The sequence below is a fragment of the Chromohalobacter sp. 48-RD10 genome (assembly GCF_029889785.1).
Lineage (GTDB): Bacteria > Pseudomonadota > Gammaproteobacteria > Pseudomonadales > Halomonadaceae > Chromohalobacter.
The window spans coordinates 1-16,465 of the sequence record NZ_JARANX010000029.1 but is presented as its reverse complement, the minus strand read 5'-3'; the positions used below and the strand labels follow the sequence as shown (position 1 = coordinate 16,465).

General features: G+C 58.6%; 15 protein-coding genes and 1 pseudogene. 9 read left to right on the top strand and 7 right to left on the bottom strand.

Annotated elements, in window-relative coordinates; all coding sequences use genetic code 11:
* The coding region (katG, locus tag OP496_RS15540; protein WP_280564690.1) for a catalase/peroxidase HPI at positions 1-1,422 on the bottom strand (1,422 nt) is incomplete at its 3' end.
* A gap of 387 nt (positions 1,423-1,809) precedes the next feature.
* Positions 1,810-3,225, bottom strand: coding sequence for an amidase (locus tag OP496_RS15535; protein WP_280564689.1), 1,416 nt, complete (start codon positions 3,223-3,225; stop codon positions 1,810-1,812).
* On the opposite strand from OP496_RS15535, the pseudogene OP496_RS15530 reads away from it, so the two are divergent.
* Positions 3,203-4,126: pseudogene (locus OP496_RS15530) on the top strand (UTRA domain-containing protein). The gene OP496_RS15535 and the pseudogene OP496_RS15530 sit on opposite strands and share 23 nt — an antisense overlap.
* A gap of 16 nt (positions 4,127-4,142) precedes the next feature.
* Here OP496_RS15530 and OP496_RS15525 read toward each other — a convergent pair.
* Complete coding sequence (locus OP496_RS15525) at positions 4,143-5,315, bottom strand: D-alanyl-D-alanine carboxypeptidase (protein ID WP_280564688.1); 1,173 nt, start codon at positions 5,313-5,315, stop codon at positions 4,143-4,145.
* A gap of 537 nt (positions 5,316-5,852) precedes the next feature.
* Here OP496_RS15525 and OP496_RS15520 point away from each other — a divergent pair.
* A complete protein-coding gene (locus tag OP496_RS15520) occupies positions 5,853-6,227 on the top strand; it encodes a hypothetical protein (RefSeq protein ID WP_280564687.1) in 375 nt (124 codons plus the stop codon).
* Here OP496_RS15520 and OP496_RS15515 read toward each other — a convergent pair.
* Complete coding sequence (locus tag OP496_RS15515; RefSeq protein WP_280564686.1) at positions 6,171-7,115, bottom strand: LysR family transcriptional regulator; 945 nt, start codon at positions 7,113-7,115, stop codon at positions 6,171-6,173. The two genes, OP496_RS15520 and OP496_RS15515, sit on opposite strands and share 57 nt — an antisense overlap.
* Before the next feature lie 87 nt (positions 7,116-7,202).
* Between OP496_RS15515 and OP496_RS15510 the strand changes: the two genes are divergently transcribed.
* The 3 genes from OP496_RS15510 (at position 7,203) to OP496_RS15500 (ending at position 8,812) form a co-directional block, all read left to right on the top strand.
* Complete coding sequence (locus tag OP496_RS15510) at positions 7,203-7,952, top strand: NAD(P)H-dependent oxidoreductase (protein WP_280564685.1); 750 nt, start codon at positions 7,203-7,205, stop codon at positions 7,950-7,952.
* Positions 7,953-8,073: 121 nt separating this feature from the next.
* Positions 8,074-8,349 carry a hypothetical protein gene (locus OP496_RS15505; RefSeq protein WP_280564684.1) on the top strand — a complete coding sequence of 92 codons (276 nt, stop codon included), beginning with the start codon at positions 8,074-8,076 and terminating at the stop codon, positions 8,347-8,349.
* A gap of 64 nt (positions 8,350-8,413) precedes the next feature.
* A complete protein-coding gene (locus tag OP496_RS15500; protein WP_280564683.1) occupies positions 8,414-8,812 on the top strand; it encodes a YkvA family protein in 399 nt (132 codons plus the stop codon).
* Positions 8,813-8,884: 72 nt separating this feature from the next.
* Here OP496_RS15500 and OP496_RS15495 read toward each other — a convergent pair whose 3' ends face one another.
* On the bottom strand, positions 8,885-9,661 hold the full coding sequence (locus OP496_RS15495) for a ferredoxin--NADP reductase (protein WP_280564682.1): 777 nt from the start codon (positions 9,659-9,661) through the stop codon (positions 8,885-8,887).
* 158 nt (positions 9,662-9,819) lie between these two features.
* Between OP496_RS15495 and OP496_RS15490 the strand changes: the two genes are divergently transcribed.
* A complete protein-coding gene (locus tag OP496_RS15490) occupies positions 9,820-10,746 on the top strand; it encodes a LysR family transcriptional regulator (protein ID WP_280564681.1) in 927 nt (308 codons plus the stop codon).
* A 17-nt stretch (positions 10,747-10,763) separates the two neighbouring features.
* Here OP496_RS15490 and OP496_RS15485 read toward each other — a convergent pair whose 3' ends face one another.
* Positions 10,764-12,173 carry a PLP-dependent aminotransferase family protein gene (locus OP496_RS15485; protein WP_280564680.1) on the bottom strand — a complete coding sequence of 470 codons (1,410 nt, stop codon included), beginning with the start codon at positions 12,171-12,173 and terminating at the stop codon, positions 10,764-10,766.
* A 194-nt stretch (positions 12,174-12,367) separates the two neighbouring features.
* Between OP496_RS15485 and OP496_RS15480 the strand changes: the two genes are divergently transcribed.
* Positions 12,368-13,555, top strand: a complete 1,188-nt coding sequence (locus tag OP496_RS15480) for an MFS transporter (protein ID WP_280564679.1) — start codon at positions 12,368-12,370, stop codon at positions 13,553-13,555.
* A gap of 100 nt (positions 13,556-13,655) precedes the next feature.
* A complete protein-coding gene (gene pepE, locus OP496_RS15475; protein ID WP_280564678.1) occupies positions 13,656-14,369 on the top strand; it encodes a dipeptidase PepE in 714 nt (237 codons plus the stop codon).
* An 18-nt stretch (positions 14,370-14,387) separates the two neighbouring features.
* Here pepE and OP496_RS15470 read toward each other — a convergent pair whose 3' ends face one another.
* A complete protein-coding gene (locus OP496_RS15470; RefSeq protein ID WP_280564677.1) occupies positions 14,388-15,344 on the bottom strand; it encodes a DMT family transporter in 957 nt (318 codons plus the stop codon).
* 91 nt (positions 15,345-15,435) lie between these two features.
* Here OP496_RS15470 and OP496_RS15465 point away from each other — a divergent pair, with 91 nt between their 5' ends.
* The gene (locus OP496_RS15465; RefSeq protein ID WP_280564675.1) at positions 15,436-16,338 is read left to right on the top strand and encodes a LysR substrate-binding domain-containing protein; all 903 of its coding nucleotides are present in this window, start codon (positions 15,436-15,438) and stop codon (positions 16,336-16,338) included.
* Positions 16,339-16,465 lie beyond the last annotated feature (127 nt).

The window sequence follows — 16,465 nt, the reverse complement described above, 5'->3', positions numbered from 1 at the left end:
GTCGGAACCGCGATACGTACGAGCACTATCCCACGCCGTGCTGACCATCTCACTGATGCTCAAACCGCTTTCAGCAATCTTCTGCTTGACGACTTCTTCGCTGTAGTCGGTATTACCTGCCGGAATGGGATCCTGCCAGATCAGGTCTTCAGCGGGCACTTCCGGGCCGATGTAACGCGACTTCGGGCCCAGGTCACGGTGGGTCAGCTTGAACCATGCCTTGGCGAAGGTTTGCTTGAAGTATTCCGGATCGGCAATGAACTTTTCGCACAGCGCCCGGTAGGTCGGGTCCATCTTCATCGCCATGTCCGCATCGGTCATGATGGGATTGTGGCGGATAGAGGGGTCGCTGGCATCAACCGGCTTGTCTTCTTCGCGGATGTCAACCGGCTCCCACTGGTTAGCACCGGCGGGGCTCTTCCTGAGTTCCCACTCGTAGCCGAAGAGCAGCTCGAAGTAGCCCATGTCGAACTGAGTGGGATTAGTGGTCCAGGCGCCTTCGATGCCCGATGTGATGGCATTGCTCGCCTTGCCGCCCATGCTCGGGTTGCTCCAGCCAAAGCCCTGATTCTCGACGTCAGACGCTTCGGGTTCGGCATCCAGCGCAGAGGCGTCGCCATTGCCGTGACACTTGCCCACGGTATGACCACCCGCCGTCAGTGCGGCTGTTTCTTCGTCGTTCATGGCCATACGGGCGAATGTTTCACGTACCTGCTGAGCGGTCTTAAGCGGATCGGGCTGGCCATTGACCCCTTCGGGGTTAACGTAGATAAGCCCCATCTGCACGGCGGCCAGCGGGTTTTCCATGGTCTCCGGAGTATCGACGTCTTCGTAACGCTCGTCGGAAGGCGCCAACCACTCTTTCTCATCGCCCCAGTAAATGTCTTTCTCTGGCTCCCAGATATCTTTACGGCCGAAAGAGAACCCGTAGGACGGCAGCCCCATGGATTCGTAAGCGACGGTACCGGCCAGAATCATCAGATCAGCCCAACTGATCTTGTTACCGTATTTTTTCTTGACCGGCCACAGCAGGCGACGCGCCTTATCGAGGCTCGCGTTGTCAGGCCAGGAGTTGAGTGGGGCGAAACGCTGGCTACCGGTCCCACCACCGCCACGGCCATCGGCAAGACGATAGGTACCCGCAGAGTGCCATGCCATGCGGATCATCAGGCCGCCGTAGTGCCCCCAGTCGGCCGGCCACCAAGCTTGGCTATCGGTCATCAGCGCGTGAACGTCTTGCTTGAGCGCGTCGAAATCGAGCTTTCTGACTTCCTCACGGTAATCAAAGTCAGGATCCATCGGGTTAGTCTTGCGGTCATGCTGGTGCAAGATATCCAGATTAATACCCTCAGGCCACCAGTCTTTATTGGAGGTGCCAGTGGAGGTATGGCCACCGTGCATTACTGGGCATTTTCCGCTCATATTGCTTTCCCCTTTTTACTCTTGACCTTGGCGATACCCAAGGAACCTATGGTCTGCACCTTAGTTATCGTGCTCACATTTGCGTGACAGCCATGCGTTATTGACGTCGCTATTTTTAAAGCATTCTTTCGATAGCCAAAATTTGTATTTTTATACGCAATCAATAGTTATAAACTATATAATGCTTTAGGCTACCGTTTGGCCTAGCGAGCTGACAGGTTCCAAAAAAGCGGCCTTATCGGCCATAACGTCAATGACTCACACTTGCGCAGCCGCGAGGGTGGGGAAGTGCCCTGAGGTGGGGAAGTTGACGGTGTGAACGGAGAACGAGGCAAGCGCCCCCTCGCCCGCCTGAACAGACGAGGGCAATGGCCTACCGAGCCCCGCTCAGCCTGTCCGAGCGGGGTCAGGTACGGTCGGGAAGCGCGGCGGGTACGCCTGCATGAAGGCGTGGCAAGCGCGCAGTACGCGGATATCGTCGAACTTGCCCCCCGCAAGCTGGAAGCCCACCGGCATGCCCGTGTCGGTGAAACCACACGGCACGGACGCGGCGGGCTGCTGACTGAGGTTGAAGGGGTACGAGAATGGCGCCCATTCTTCCCAATCTCGCATGCCGCTGCCCGGCGGAACTTCGTGGTTGGCCTCGAACGGTGATACCGAAACCGACGGCGTCATCAGCAAATGATATTTCTGATTGAAATGCTCGAGCCGTTGCGTCAGCCGCGCACGCGATTCCAGAGCGCGGAAGAAGTCCAGCGCACTCCAGCGTTCGGCGAGGCGCGCATTGGTGACAAGCCCAGGGTCGAGCAGAGTGCGTTCATGCTCGCTGCACTGCGACCAGACCTCCAGCGAGGCGGTGAACCATATCTTCTGGAAGATCTCGATCGGTGACTCGAAGCCGGGATGAACCTCCTCGACCTCGGCCCCTAACGCCTGAAGCTTCTCGGCCGCCTCGCGTACGCGGGCGGCGATCTGTGGCTCAACTTGGGCGTAGCCGAGATCCGGCGAATAGGCGATGCGCAGGCCGCGCAGATCACAGTCCAGATCCACGCCCCAATCATCAGGCTGACCGCGCGTGGCGTAGGGATCATGATAGTCATAGCGCCCGATCACGTTGAGCATGCGTGCGGCGTCGGGCACGTTGCGCGTCAACGGGCCGATATGCGAGAGCGTGGGGTCCGTGGCGGGCGGCCATTGCGGTGTCCAGCCGAAGGTCGGCTTGAAGCCGAACACGCCGGTAAACGCGGCGGGAATACGGATCGAACCACCCGAATCACCGCCCTGATGCAACACGCCCATGTTGAGCGCAGCTGCGGCTGCCGCGCCACCTGACGAACCGCCTGGCGTAAGGCGGGTATCCCAAGGATTATAGGTGGCCCCGAACACACGATTATCAGTGACGGCCTTCCAGCCGAACTCCGGCGTGTTGGTTTTGCCGAGGAAGATCGCACCCGCCTCGCGCAACATGCGCGCCGGCGGCGCATCGCCTTCGCAGTGCGCATCCGATGTGGTCAAAGAGCCGTCGCGGGCCGGCATGCCAGACACTTCGGTCAAGTCCTTCATCGACACGGGTACGCCGTCGAGGGGGCTCAGCGGTTTGCCCTGCCCCCAGCGACGCGCCGAGGCTGTGGCCGCCTGCTCGGCCCCTTCGCGGTCGACATACACAAAGGCATTGACCGCGTCGTTGAAGCGATCGATACGCGCAAGCGAAGCACGCGTGGCTTCCAGCGGCGAGGCCTCGCCGGACCGAAACAGCGCCACCAATTGTCCGGCATCCATCATGCCCAGATCGGTTTCTTGCATAACACCCTCACATCCTTGTTTGGTGAAAGACGTTCATTGGCTTGTCCTGCCTAGGCTAGACGCGACGCCCCCTGCAGGGCAACGCGGCGCTTCATGTCGACGCAGCTTCCAAGCGTTCAAGAACCATGGGCACGCTACGCGCCAACGCTTATCATCGGCCTATGTGTACGCCGGCCCGGAAACACCAATGCCCGAAAATCCATTCTATCTACAGTTGCGCGACCGCCTGGTGACGCTGATCGAGACGGGCGAGTTGTCGCCCGCTAGCCGATTACCTGGCGAGCGCCGCCTGGCCGAGCGCTTCGTGACGACGCGTGTCACGCTGCGCCAGGCGCTGGTGCAACTGGAAAGCGAGGGGCGACTCCATCGCCACAACCGCCGCGGCTGGTTCGTTTCGCCCCGGCGCGTGGAATATTCACCGAATCACGATCAAAGTTTTGCCCAGTACGTGAGTGCACAAGGGCGGCATCCGCATACCGAAGTGTTGGACGTGCGGCACCAACCGGCCCCTGCCGAAGTGGCACAAGCACTCGGCATTGTCTGCGGGCAAGCCGTTTTGCATGTGAAACGGCGTCGCTACATCGATGGCCGGGCGGTATTGTTGGAGCGTATCTGGTTGCGCGACGACCTTTTGCCGGATCTCGCCAAGGGCGATTTCTCGACGTCGCTGTGGCAGCGCCTATAGGAAGAGTTCGGCCTGGTGTTGGCGCGCAAATCGCTGCGGCTCTACCCCACCGCGCTGACCGGCGACGAAGCCGAGACGCTCGGGGTGCACAGTGGCTGCGCGGGCCTTTGCGTGACACGCGTCACGCATGACCATGAGGGTCGAGCCCTCGAATATGACGAGGATTACTGGCTACACGATGCCATCTGCCTGCACGTGGAAGTGGCGATGCCGTGAGGCCCATCGGGACGCCTCATTGGCCGGCGCCCATGGCGACCACGACGCAGTCCACACCCTCGCGTGCCAACTGCCGACACCCACGGCGCGCCTGGGTTTCCTCCAGATCCACCACCTGTGCTCGAAAGATGCCCCCATCGCCCTGCACCGATGACACCGACACGCGACCGTCGAGCTCGGCTGGCAAAAATTCGGCGGCTTGGTCGGCCTGCCGACGCGCTCGGGTACGGTCACTGAACGCCCCCACCTGCACGGCCCAGGCGCTGGCATCATCGGTCGCTGTCCTGGCGTCACCGTGCTCGTATTCCGCCTGGGCGATCAAGTCACGAATGGGGTCATCGGCAGGCGTGGGGGCGGGTTCACGCGTTGGAGTGGCCTGCAAACGGTCCCCGTAAATGTCTGCCTTCGCGATCCAGTCACCCTGCGCGACCGACTCGGCACGCGCGAAGCCACGATCGAGCAGTTCGCTCATGTGCGCATCGCGTGACTGGGCGGTAAAACCGCCCATGACCACGGACAGCAGGCGACGTCCATCATGTACGGCGGAGGTCGCCACATTGAAGCCCGAGGCACGAATGTAACCCGTCTTGAGGCCATCGGTGCCAGCATAGTTGTCGAGCAGTCGGTTGTGCCCTTTGTAGCGCCTCCCGTGCCATGTGAACTCGGTCTTGGCGAACACCGGATAATAACTCGGGAAGTCCTGCATCAGGCGCAGCGCGAGAATCGCCATGTCGCGCGCGGTGGTGACTTGGCGGTCATCGGGCAGCCCCGAGGCATTGCGAAACGTCGTGTGTGCCATGCCCAAGGCACGCGCCTTGTCGGTCATCTGGCTGGCAAAGGTGGACTCGCTACCGGCCAGCCCCTCGGCGACCACCGCCGCCACATCGTTGGCAGATTTGACCACAAGGATGTTGATGGCGTCTTCCACCTTCACCGTCTCGCCAGGCTTCACGCCCATCTTGGAGGGCGGCTTCGCGGCGGCATGCTGCGAGACCGGCAGACGCGAATCCATACTCAGCGTGTCGTCTTCGAGCGCCTCGAACAGCAAGTAAAGCGTCATCATCTTGGTCAACGATGCGGGATAGCGCGTTGCATCGGCGTTTGCCGAGTGCAGCACCGCACCACTCTCGGCATTGATGACGATGGAAGCATAGCGTGGATTGGGTGCCGCCTGGGCTGCAGGAAGCATGCACAACGCCATCGTGAAGGCAATTAAAATGAGCAGCGCGGAGACCGCACGCGATCGATGAGGAAACGGGGACGTCATTTGTTATGTCCTTGAAGGAGGAACCCCCTCGCGGGTCCACTCGTAACATTTGCCGCGACATTTGTTATGGCGACGCCACAAAGCGCATTGACATAGGGACTATGGGGATTATGAGCGAGAGACGCGCTCTGTACAGCCCTTATCGGCATTTTGGGCACCATTCGTGACATTTCGCAAACATTCGTCATGGGATGATAAGGCCCCATGGCGACGCGAGCGCTCGGTTGCGATCACGCCAAGTGTCATGGATGATGTCATCATTAATCTGGTATATACCAGATAGGAGCCATCGCACGTAACGTCCCTTGAACCTGCCCGGAGGCCCACGCTGAGCGCACTTGCCATCGCCTTGATCGTCATATCCGCCGTGCTCCATGCCGGTTGGAACCTGCTCGGCAAGCGCGGTGAGCCGTCGCTGGCGTTTCCGGATACTCGCTGATCGACAAGCATGCCCTGGGCTTGATGACCACGCATGGCTACACCCCGCTACAAGCCGGACTGCACTACATGGTGCTGCAAGCCATGGCCACCTGGTTGTGGATGTGGCCACTCGTACAGGCATTGCCCAACGAGCGTAACGCAGCACGACGACTGCACCGCTCCCCCGCCGCACGTCGTGCCTGGCTAACGGGTGCCATGATACTCGGTACCTACGGGCTGGTGCTGATTGCCATGTCCACCAGTGCCGACGTCAGCCACGTCGTCGCCCTGCGCCAGCTCTCGATTCCTCTCGGCGTACTCGCCGCCGGTTACTGGTTCCGGGAACGCCTCACCCCGTTACGACTCGGCGCCATCGCCGTCATGCTCGGGGGGCTGGCGCTCGTCGCGTGGTGAAGTAGGCTTGGAATTTGAGGCCTCGCCTTTAAGGCATGCTTGTCGTGTGCTTAGCACTTCCGATAGATAGGAGAAAAAAGCCATCACCCGGGCGGTACGCCGCAAATCGGGGTGCGTTAACAGCCACAAAGGCGTCTCCAATGAAGCCAGCGACGCACCGACTTTCATGAGGCTATTTTCCCTATCGGCGAGATAACACGGCAGCACACCACGCCCCATGCCACTGCGCACTCCTGCCAGCATGCCCAACATGCTATCGACACGATAACGGCATTCGGCATCGACGCCTTCGTGGGCCATCCAGCGCTCCAGGGCGGGATATCCCAAATGTGAATCAGGCCCTACCCAAGCACTTGTCTCAAATTGGTGCTTATGGACATAGACGGCCTGAGCGATTTGCCCCACTTGGCGCCCCACTAGCGTTTCCGGCGGCGATTTCGTGGGCCGAATCGCAATATCCGCATCCCGGTGCGATAAATTATATTCACGATTAGAGACTTCCACTTCCAATACAATGTGAGGGTATTGATGCTGGAAACCTGCGAGGACATCACTCAGCAACCCCATGAGCAAGGTGTCGGTAGTAGTGACACGCAACGTACCGGACAACCTTGCATCCTGTCCCACGAGACGCCTTTCAACGGCGCCGATATCTGTCGCGACGCGCGCCGCGGTCGTCGCTAGATCGTCACCCGCTAGCGTCGGCACATAGCCCGTGCGGTGACGCTCGAATAACCGTACCCCCAGCTGGGACTCAAGCGCCCCTAAGCGGCGAAATACCGTCGCATGACTGACGCCCAGTTCTCGCCCGGCCCCGGCTAGAGACCCCTGCCGCACGATTGCCAGTATGATCCGTAGGTCACTCCAGGCCAGACTCTGTGCATTCATGCAAACCTCACTTTCATCCATGGGGAATGTCATTCCTTTTATGCAAAGCCTAACGTAAGTCGTCTCATATCGTTACAAGGCTTTCCCATGAATATCTTGCTCGTGCATTGCCATCCCGAGCCACGCTCATTCAATGCGGCACTAAGCAACCTCGCCGTGACCACGCTGACGCGTGAGGGGCATGACGTCTGTGTCTCGGACCTCTACGCCGAAGGCTTCGACCCCGTGGAACGCGCCGAGCACTTCGTCGATCGTGCAGCTCCCGACTATTTTTCGGCACTCACCGAACAGCGCCATCATGTTCAATCGGATACGCTACCTGTCGACGTCCAGCGCGAGATCGACCGACTACAACATGCCGATCTGGTGATATTGCAGTTCCCACTGTGGTGGCATGCGCAACCCGCCATGCTCAAAGGCTGGTTCGACCGAGTGTTCGTCTATGGAGGACTTTACTCTGGAAGCCGTCGCTACGATCGTGGCCCTCTGGATGGTAAGCGAGTCATTTGTTCCGTCACCACAGGGGCACCAGCCTCGACGTTTTCTCCCAGCGGGCGAAGCGGCGATATCGCCACACTGATGTGGCCGATCCTCTGCTCTCTCTACTACGTCGGTTTCGATGTACTTCCACCGCACATCACATACGGCGTGCAAGGTGGTGGTTTGAGCTATAAAGACGAACCTGCCTTCCACGAGCATCTGGAACGGGCCAAGCAGCAGTGGGAAACACGCCTGCACCACTGGCAAACGGAGCAAGCGATTCCCTTTACCGGTTGGCAGGACTGGGACGAGCAGGGCCAGACCATGGACGAACACCCCTTACGGTGGCGTGTATGACCACGACATACGCCCTATCGGTTGTCCGATAGTCCTTGAGCGTCCCCCGGCACGGCACCTATCTTGAAAGGACGCGGCACGCAAAGGTGGCGCGTTTGACTCATGACGAGGAGATGACGAAATGGAAATCATCATCGAGAATGCCGGCATGGAGACCGACGAGTTTCACATGATCGCGAGCGGCGAGACAGGCGATGCTCTGCGCAAGACCGCCAAGAACTATCTCGGTAGCCAAGAAGTGACCGAGCATCAGCTCGAGGAGCTACGGATGGCAGGCGATGAGGAGTACGAGGCGCTGCGCCGCGATATGACGCAACATGCCTTGAGCATGGTCAACGTGCCCAAGGACACCGCGATCTCGCTGGATATCGCCTTCCAAGGCGGCGCCAAGTCGTAACCCCAATGCGACGATTCATTGCAGGGGCTATCTCAAGACGCCCACCCTACCGTGAGGAGCGTGTATGACGCCGCGCCATGACCCCATCGAAGAGACGTCCCTAGCCGACGTTGGCGATGTCGTGCCGGAAGAAACGGGCGATTACGCAGACACGTTCCAAGAGCAACGTTTCTGGCACAAGATCACCCGCTACGGGCGCCGTGCCGGTCGTGAAGTCACGCGACGAGCGCTGCAGCTCTACTTCGTGCTGCAGCGTCCCGACGTTCCAGTATGGGCGAAGACCACGATCTTCGGCGCACTGGGGTATTTCATCTCGCCCTTGGACGCCATTCCCGACCTGATCCCCGCGGGCGGTTATGTCGACGATGCCAGTGTGCTTGGCGCGGCACTGATTGCGGTATCGGTCTACATCGATGACGACGTCAAAGCGCGTGCCGACAACGCCATGCCCAAGTGGTTGTAAATCAGCCTGTACCATAAAAAGCCCCTGACGATGTCGGGGGGCCTTGGCGTCACGTCGGCATGATCTCGCCGCTCATTTCTCGACGAAGGCTCGCTCGATGACGTAGTCGCCGGGTTCGCCCATGCGCGGGGAAATGTTGAAGCCCAGCTCGTCGAGCATGGCGCTGGTGTCGTCGAGCATCGCCGGACTGCCGCAGATCATCGCGCGATCCTGCTTGGGGTCGAGATCGGGCAAACCGGTATCGGCGAAGAGCTTGCCGCTACGAATATGATCGGTCAGGCGCCCCATGGTGTGGAAATCTTCACGCGTTACCGTGGGGTAGTAGACCAACTTCTCGCTGATCTCCTCGCCCAGGTACTCGTGAGCCGGCAGGTCCTGGGTGATGAAGTCGGCATAGGCCAACTCGCTGACCGTGCGCACGCCGTGAATCAGCACGATCTTTTCGAAACGTTCGTAGACTTCCGGATCCTGAATCAGGCTCATGAACGGCGCCAGGCCGGTGCCAGTGGACAGCAGGTACAGATTGCGACCCGGTAGCAGGTCATCGACGACCAGTGTACCGGTAGGCTTGCGGCTGACCATGATCTGATCGCCGACCTTGAGATGCTGCAGCCGAGAGGTCAGCGGGCCATCCTGCACCTTGATGCTGAAGAACTCGAGATGATCCTCGTAGTTGGGGCTAGCCACCGAGTAGGCCCGCAGCAGCGGCTTGCCCTCGGCTTCCAAGCCGATCATCACAAACTGGCCGTTCTTGAAGCGCAGGCTACGCTCGCGCGTGGTACGGAAGCTGAACAGGGTATCGTTCCAGTGATGAACGCTGAGAACTTCTTCGAGTGCCAGTTTACTCACGACTGCTCCTTAACTTATAACCGAAAAGCATTATTTGCTTAAATTGAAGTTGCACTAATTATAAGACTGACCCAATATATCTGTTAAATGAATTATATGAATATCGGTTATCTACCCAACCGATATATTACGGCCAATAAGGCCGCCAGGAGATCGTCATGCGTTACACCCTGCGCCAGCTCGAAGTCTTCGTCGCCATCGCGCAGCATGAAAGCGTATCCCGCGCGGCGCAGCGCCTGGCGATGTCGCAGTCAGCCACCAGCACCGCCCTCGCGGAGCTAGAGCGACAGTTCGACTGCCAGCTACTCGATCGCATCGGCAAGCGGCTCAAACTCAATGCGCTGGGCTTTCAGTTGTTGCCCAAGGCCGTGGCACTGCTCGACCGCAGCGAGGAAATCGAGGAGCTACTCAAGGGCCAGCGCGGTATCGGTTCACTGGATGTCGGCGCGACGCTGACTATCGGCAACTATCTGGCGACGCTGCTGATCAGCGACTTCATGCGTCACCATCCGGGCAGTCGTGTACGCCTGCATGTGCGCAACACGGCTTCCATCGTAGAGCGCATCGCCCATCACGAATTGGATCTCGGTCTGATCGAGGGAGACTGTCAGCACGAGGATATCGTCATGCAACCCTGGGTCGAGGACGAACTCACGGTATTCTGCTCGCCACGGCACCCATTGGCCAGCGCCGGTGAGGCGGATCTGGAAGCGCTGATGCGCGAGGACTGGATCATGCGCGAGGAGGGCTCGGGCACGCGCCGTACGCTGGATCAAGCGATGCGCTACCGACGTGGCCGGCTCAATGTGCTGCTCGAGCTGGAGCACACCGAGGCCATCAAGCGCGCGGTGGAATCGGGGCTTGGCATCGGCTGTGTCTCGCACTTGGCCCTGCGCGACGCCTTTCGGCGCGGCAGTCTGGTCCCCATCGCCACGCCGGCACTCGACCTGACGCGCCAGTTCGCCTTCATCTGGCATCGACACAAATATCTGACCACCGCCATGCACGAATTCCTGCGCCTATGCCGCGAGATGACCGCCGGCGTCCAACGCAGCGACGACATCGACCTACCGGCCGTGCCTTAACGGTCATGGCGTCTGAGTCAACTTAGTAGCCTGGCAAGCTGAAACAGGGCTTTCTCCGCAGCCCGAGTGTTGAACTCACATGCATTGAGTCGCAGGCAATTTTTGAACTGCTGATCGACCGTAAACAACCCCCCTGGGGCAAACGCAACACCATGACTGAGCGCCTCATCAAGTACTGAAGCAGTATCATCACATCCAGAAAGCTCGACCCACAGTAAATAGCCACCTCGTGGTCGACTGATCCGAGTACCGATAGGAAAACTATCTTCGACACGACGAGCCATTGTAGCCGTCCGTCGGTTGTATTCTGCCGAAGCATGATTGAGAAATCGGTCGATATTGGTGTTTTTAAGTAGCTCTGCAGTGACCAACTGAGCATGTACGTCGACAGTCACAGTATGAGCATACTGAACTTCCCGTGCCTGCTGCATACGATCAGGAGGCACCGACAGCCAACCCACCCGGAATCCCGAGCCGAACGTCTTAGAAACCGAACCACAGTAATACACATGCCCCTCGTGATCCCAACACTTGACCGGACTCGGGCGCTGATGATTTTCACGCAACTCACCGAATACGTCATCCTCAATGACCGCCACATCATAGCGTCGCGCCACATCGACGATACGTTGCTTGCACACATCGTACATGCAGTAACCCAGCGGGTTACTGAAGTGAGGCACCACTATGAAAGCCTTTACTGGCCACTGCTGACAGGCCAACTCCAGAGCGTTCATCGAGATGCCATAGGCTGGATCTGTTGGGATCGGTAAGGCTTTGAGGCCTAGCTGTTCCAGAAGCTCCAGAATGCCGTAATGGGTCGGGGCTTCGACGGCAACTATATCGCCTGGCTCCGTCAGAAGTCGCAGCGCTAGTGCAATGGCCGCCTGACAGCCCTGAGTAATGATCAACTCATCGGGCGATATTCGACAATCGACCTTAGCCAATCGTTTAGCCACTTGCACACGCAGCGCCTCAATACCTGGCGGAAAAGATAGCGCCATTGATCGTCGGCGATCCACCTTCCAGACCTGGCGGCTAGCGCGCTGTAGCTCCCTATCAGGGATCATATCCATCGCCGGCCGGGCCGTCGCGAAGTCCATTACTCCAGGATCTTGAGAAGCCTCAAGCAGCTTTAAAATTTCAGCCCCACCTCTAGCGAGCATGGGCTGGGCACTGATACGGGCTGCTGCAGGCAGCTCAGCAGATTCATCAGGAGCTACGGCAAAATACCCAGATCGAGGCGCTGCTCGAACCACACCACGGCGCTCAAGCTCATGAAAGGTTCTCACGCTCGTCGATATACTGACCCCTCGCTCCTGACTGAAGCCTCGGATCGACGGCATGCGATCTCCTTCGGCATACATGCCGCTGCGAACTGTGGCCTCCACCGAATCGGCCAAGTCTTGATAGATCGGCGCCTGCATTTTTGCACCTCAATGAAACTTAGAGTACAGATCATCTATTAGAACATCTGTACCCTTCAAAATCTTATTTTCTGTGTCTGTACCCTTCTTACTGATATTACGAATATGGGGTTCTTCCAGAGAAGCGCAACAGTGTGCGCACTCAAGTTACCTGATTAGCCGAAAGCCCAAGCTGATCTCAACCGGGAGTCTCCATGTTCAATCTCCTACTGCTGTCCGGCGCTATGTTCGCGCTGGGCCTTGATGCCTATGTGCTGGCTGGTCTTCTACCCGACATCGCCACCTACTTCAGTGTCTCCAAAGGAGAAGCTGCCCAGGTAGTGACAGCCTTTACGCTCTGTTATGCCATTGCCGCTCCCGCTCTCGCGACGGCCTTGGCTGGCCAATCGGTTCGACGGATCTTGGCACTGGCTATGGCCTTGTTCGTGATTGGCAACCTTCTTTCGATTGTGGCCGATAGCTTCGCCTTGTTAGTCGTATCGCGCTGCATTGCGGGGGCTGGGGCAGGGACCTTTGCACCTGTCGCCGCATCCTTGGCCGGTAGCCTTGTACCGAAGGAACGCAAGGGACGTGCGCTAGGCATGATATTGGGGGGAATGGGCACCGGCACGGTCATCGGCGTGCCTCTCGGCATTCAGATTGCGCAGACCTTCGGCTGGCAATCCACACTTCTTCTGGTGGCTCTGATCGGCCTGGTAGCGGTAATAGGCGTACTTACAAAACTACCTACGATTGAAGTGGCAACTCCTCCCTCATTGCGCTCACGTTTACAAATGCTCACCCATCCACGCATCGCGGCCGTGGTGTCTGTCACACTGTTCACTGCCACAGCGAGCTTGGGGCTATATACCTTCATGGCGCCAATGCTGACTGACTTGGGGCTGGGCAATGATCCATCAGCTTACCTGTGGGTTTGGGGCCTCGGAGGTGTGGCGGCAGCTTTTTCCGTCGGGCACGTCATTGACCGGACCGGCCGTCCAGGGATGGTACTCCTGACCCTCCTGTCGATAATGTCGCTGGCTCTGCTGAGCCTTCCGTTGACTGCATCGGTGCCCATGGCCGTGTCATTCCTCCCATTTCTGCTTTGGGGCGCAATGGGTTGGTCCTCACTAGCACCGCAGCAACACGTTCTACTTGAACTACAACCCGAGCATGGCAGCGTGGCGGTCGCCCTAAACAGCTCTGCCAACTATCTGGGTAGTGCTATCGGCGCCATGTTGGGCGGACTACTGCTAGACCATGAGTTGCTAATGCCATCCCTTCTTCCCTGGGCTGCTGCCGTTTCCGCAATCGTTGCTGTAGGACTCCAAGTCATTGTGATGCTGACACGATTGAATACCCCGCGAGCACCTGAAAAGCAAACGCCTGACAAACAGAGCTGAATAGGGTTGATAACCTCAACGTACTGCCCATGCTTGTTACTTCGAGTAGGGTCTAGAAGACAGGCCTGACGAAAGGTTTACTCTCAACCCAGGATTCGCGATGCTCAATCTTTTACTCCTTAGCAGCTCCCGCGCCGACCGGTCCGGGTATCTTGAGATGGCCCGTTCCATGTTCGCGACATTTCTGGCACAACATGCCCCCAGTATTCGGGACGTACTATTTATTCCCTATGCTGGTGTGGGCAAGAGCAACGATGCATATCTCGCTCAGGTTCGACTGGCGCTTGAGGGACTAGACCTCAAAATTGATGGCTTACATCAGTACAACAACCAGGAAGCAGCCATTCACAATGCTTCGGCTATTCTGGTTGGTGGGGGCAATACCTTCATGCTGGCGCAACGTCTCCAAGAACTAAAGCTGATGGCACCACTTCGCGCTCGCTTATTGGCAGGCCTCCCCTACATGAGCTGGAGTGCTGGCACTCATCTGGTATCTCCCTCACTTTGCACCACCAATGACATGCCGATCGTGCAGCCTGAAAGCTTCGGGTTGTTGGAGCTAGTGCCTTTTCAACTCAACCCCCACTTTTTCCCCGGTCGGCCCGAAGGGCACAACGGCGAGAGTCGCGAACAGCGGCTGCAACAATATCTGGATCTCCACCCACATCAACGCGTCATCGCGCTACCGGAAGGTACGGCCTTATATCGCCATGACGATCAGTTAACATTATGGGGAACGCAAGCAGGCATACTGTTTGAATCAGGCTCACAGCAAGCATTGGCACCATATAGCGACCTCAGTCAGCTGCTGTAACAGCAGAGTTGAAGGATGTCACCCAGCACTTTTCACCCACCGGCCGCCAGCCTGCGAGCTCGGCGCTCCAGCGCTTTGCTGCAGGACGCGCAGGGAGAGCATGACACCGACAGCCGCTAGCGCACCACCCAGCCAGCCAGCAGTCGTTATCCGTTCGCCGAGCTGGAGTGCAGCCCAGAGCATCGTGCACGGTGGTGTCAGGTAGAACAGTATTGAGGTCGGTGTCACGCCTTGTAAGCGCAGGCTGGCGATGAAAAAACCATAACCGCCGAAGCTCGACAGCACCACGAGAAACAGGAGAGCTTGCCAGACGCCGGGCTCGGCGTGCGGTAATATCGGCAGGTGGCCCGTTTGACTCATACTCGCGATACCAAAGATCAGCGTCGCCGCCAGCAACTGCCACATCAAGCGCTCGCTCAATCCCAGATTCGCCGGTCGATAGGTTGACAGCAGGCTCCCCGCCGTCAGGCTAAAAGCCGAAAATACGGGTAGCACATAGGCCCAAGCCGGCGCATGGCCGACACCGTTCATGTCGCCTATGACGCTGACCACAACACCAATTGCCGCTAACACCGACCCCAGCCAACCGAGCGGCCCGATGCGCTCTCCCACCAGAGCACTCATCACCAGTGCTGCCAGCAGGGGCTGCAACGCCGTAATCAGTGACGTGAGGCCGGCGCTGACACCCAGGTTAATGGCGAATACCACACCAAGCAGATAGCCTCCAACACTCAGACTCCCCGCCGCCAGCTCTCGACCAACGGAAGAGTATGAGATGTGGGTACGGAGACCCGTCAGATAGTAACGACCGAGGAGCAGGAGGGCACACACGCCGGCCGCAATGAGAAAGCGCCAGAAGAAGACCGTGGTGGCTGGCAACTCGACGATCGACGCCATACGGGTACCGATAAATCCCGAACTCCAGCAGATCACCAATCCCGCACTGACCACGAGCGGCAGTAGAATAGCGGCCATGACAACACCCTTTGTTTATGAAAACCGGTTGTCATGGTCGACCTGCCCTGGTGATAATTAAATCTACATCTTATCTACTTATGGTTTAACAATGCTAAACCCATCGACCTGGCGGACGCTCGATATCGATCTGCTGCGCACCTTTCATCTCGCCTGTGCACTCGGCACCCTCCGGGCTGTGGCCGAGCGCCGCCATTTTACCCTTGGCGCGGTCAGTCAGCAGATCAAGCGGCTCGAACAGCAGCTCGAACAGCAACTGCTGCAGCGCTCCCGAGCCGGCGTCACACTAACCGCAGCCGGTGAACAGTTGCGCGCCCAATCCACCTCCTTGCTGGTCGAACACGATCAGTTGATGGACCGCCTGCTTAAACAATCCACTGCCGGCGTAGTACGCCTCGGCCTGCCGGAGGTGTATACGCCACGACTGCTCAACGACATTCTCCCCACATTGGCTGCCTCGCATCCGCGCCTGCAACTGCAGGTACAAACCTCCAACAGTGGTGAACTCGAGCGACTCGTCGATCAAGGCGTGCTGGATCTGGCCATCGTTGTGACGCCACAACCGAACGAGTCCTCCATGACGCGTTTATGGCAAACACGGCCGGTATGGGCGGGTTCGGCTAGCACGGCGAGCGTTGCGAACGATCCACTCCCGCTCGCCCTGCACCCGAATGACTGCCCCTATCGCGCCATCGGCCTCAAGACTTTGCAAACGGCGGGGCGCAACTGGAACACCGTCTTTGCCAGCGCCAGCGTAGCGGCCATCGAATCAGCTGTGGATGCCGGCATTGCCATTAGCGTCTTAGATCGTGCGCGGCTAACGCCGGGGATTCGTGAACTCGGCACTAGAGATGGCCTGCCCTCGCTCCCCGACTGCCATGCCTGCCTAATGCACGCACCAACCGCAAACGACATCGATAGCTCAGCCATCGATGTCGTAGCGCGTCAGTTGCAGTCCATCGACTTCATGCCCGGTCGTCGCTCGCATCAGTGAAATCAAAAAAGCCCACCGGCATACGCCGATGGGCCGTGGGCATGGCAACATAGCCCGACATGATCCGGATGCGAAGCGATGTGAACGTTAATGAGTGCCTATCGTTGAAGAACGCCTCCCTTGATTA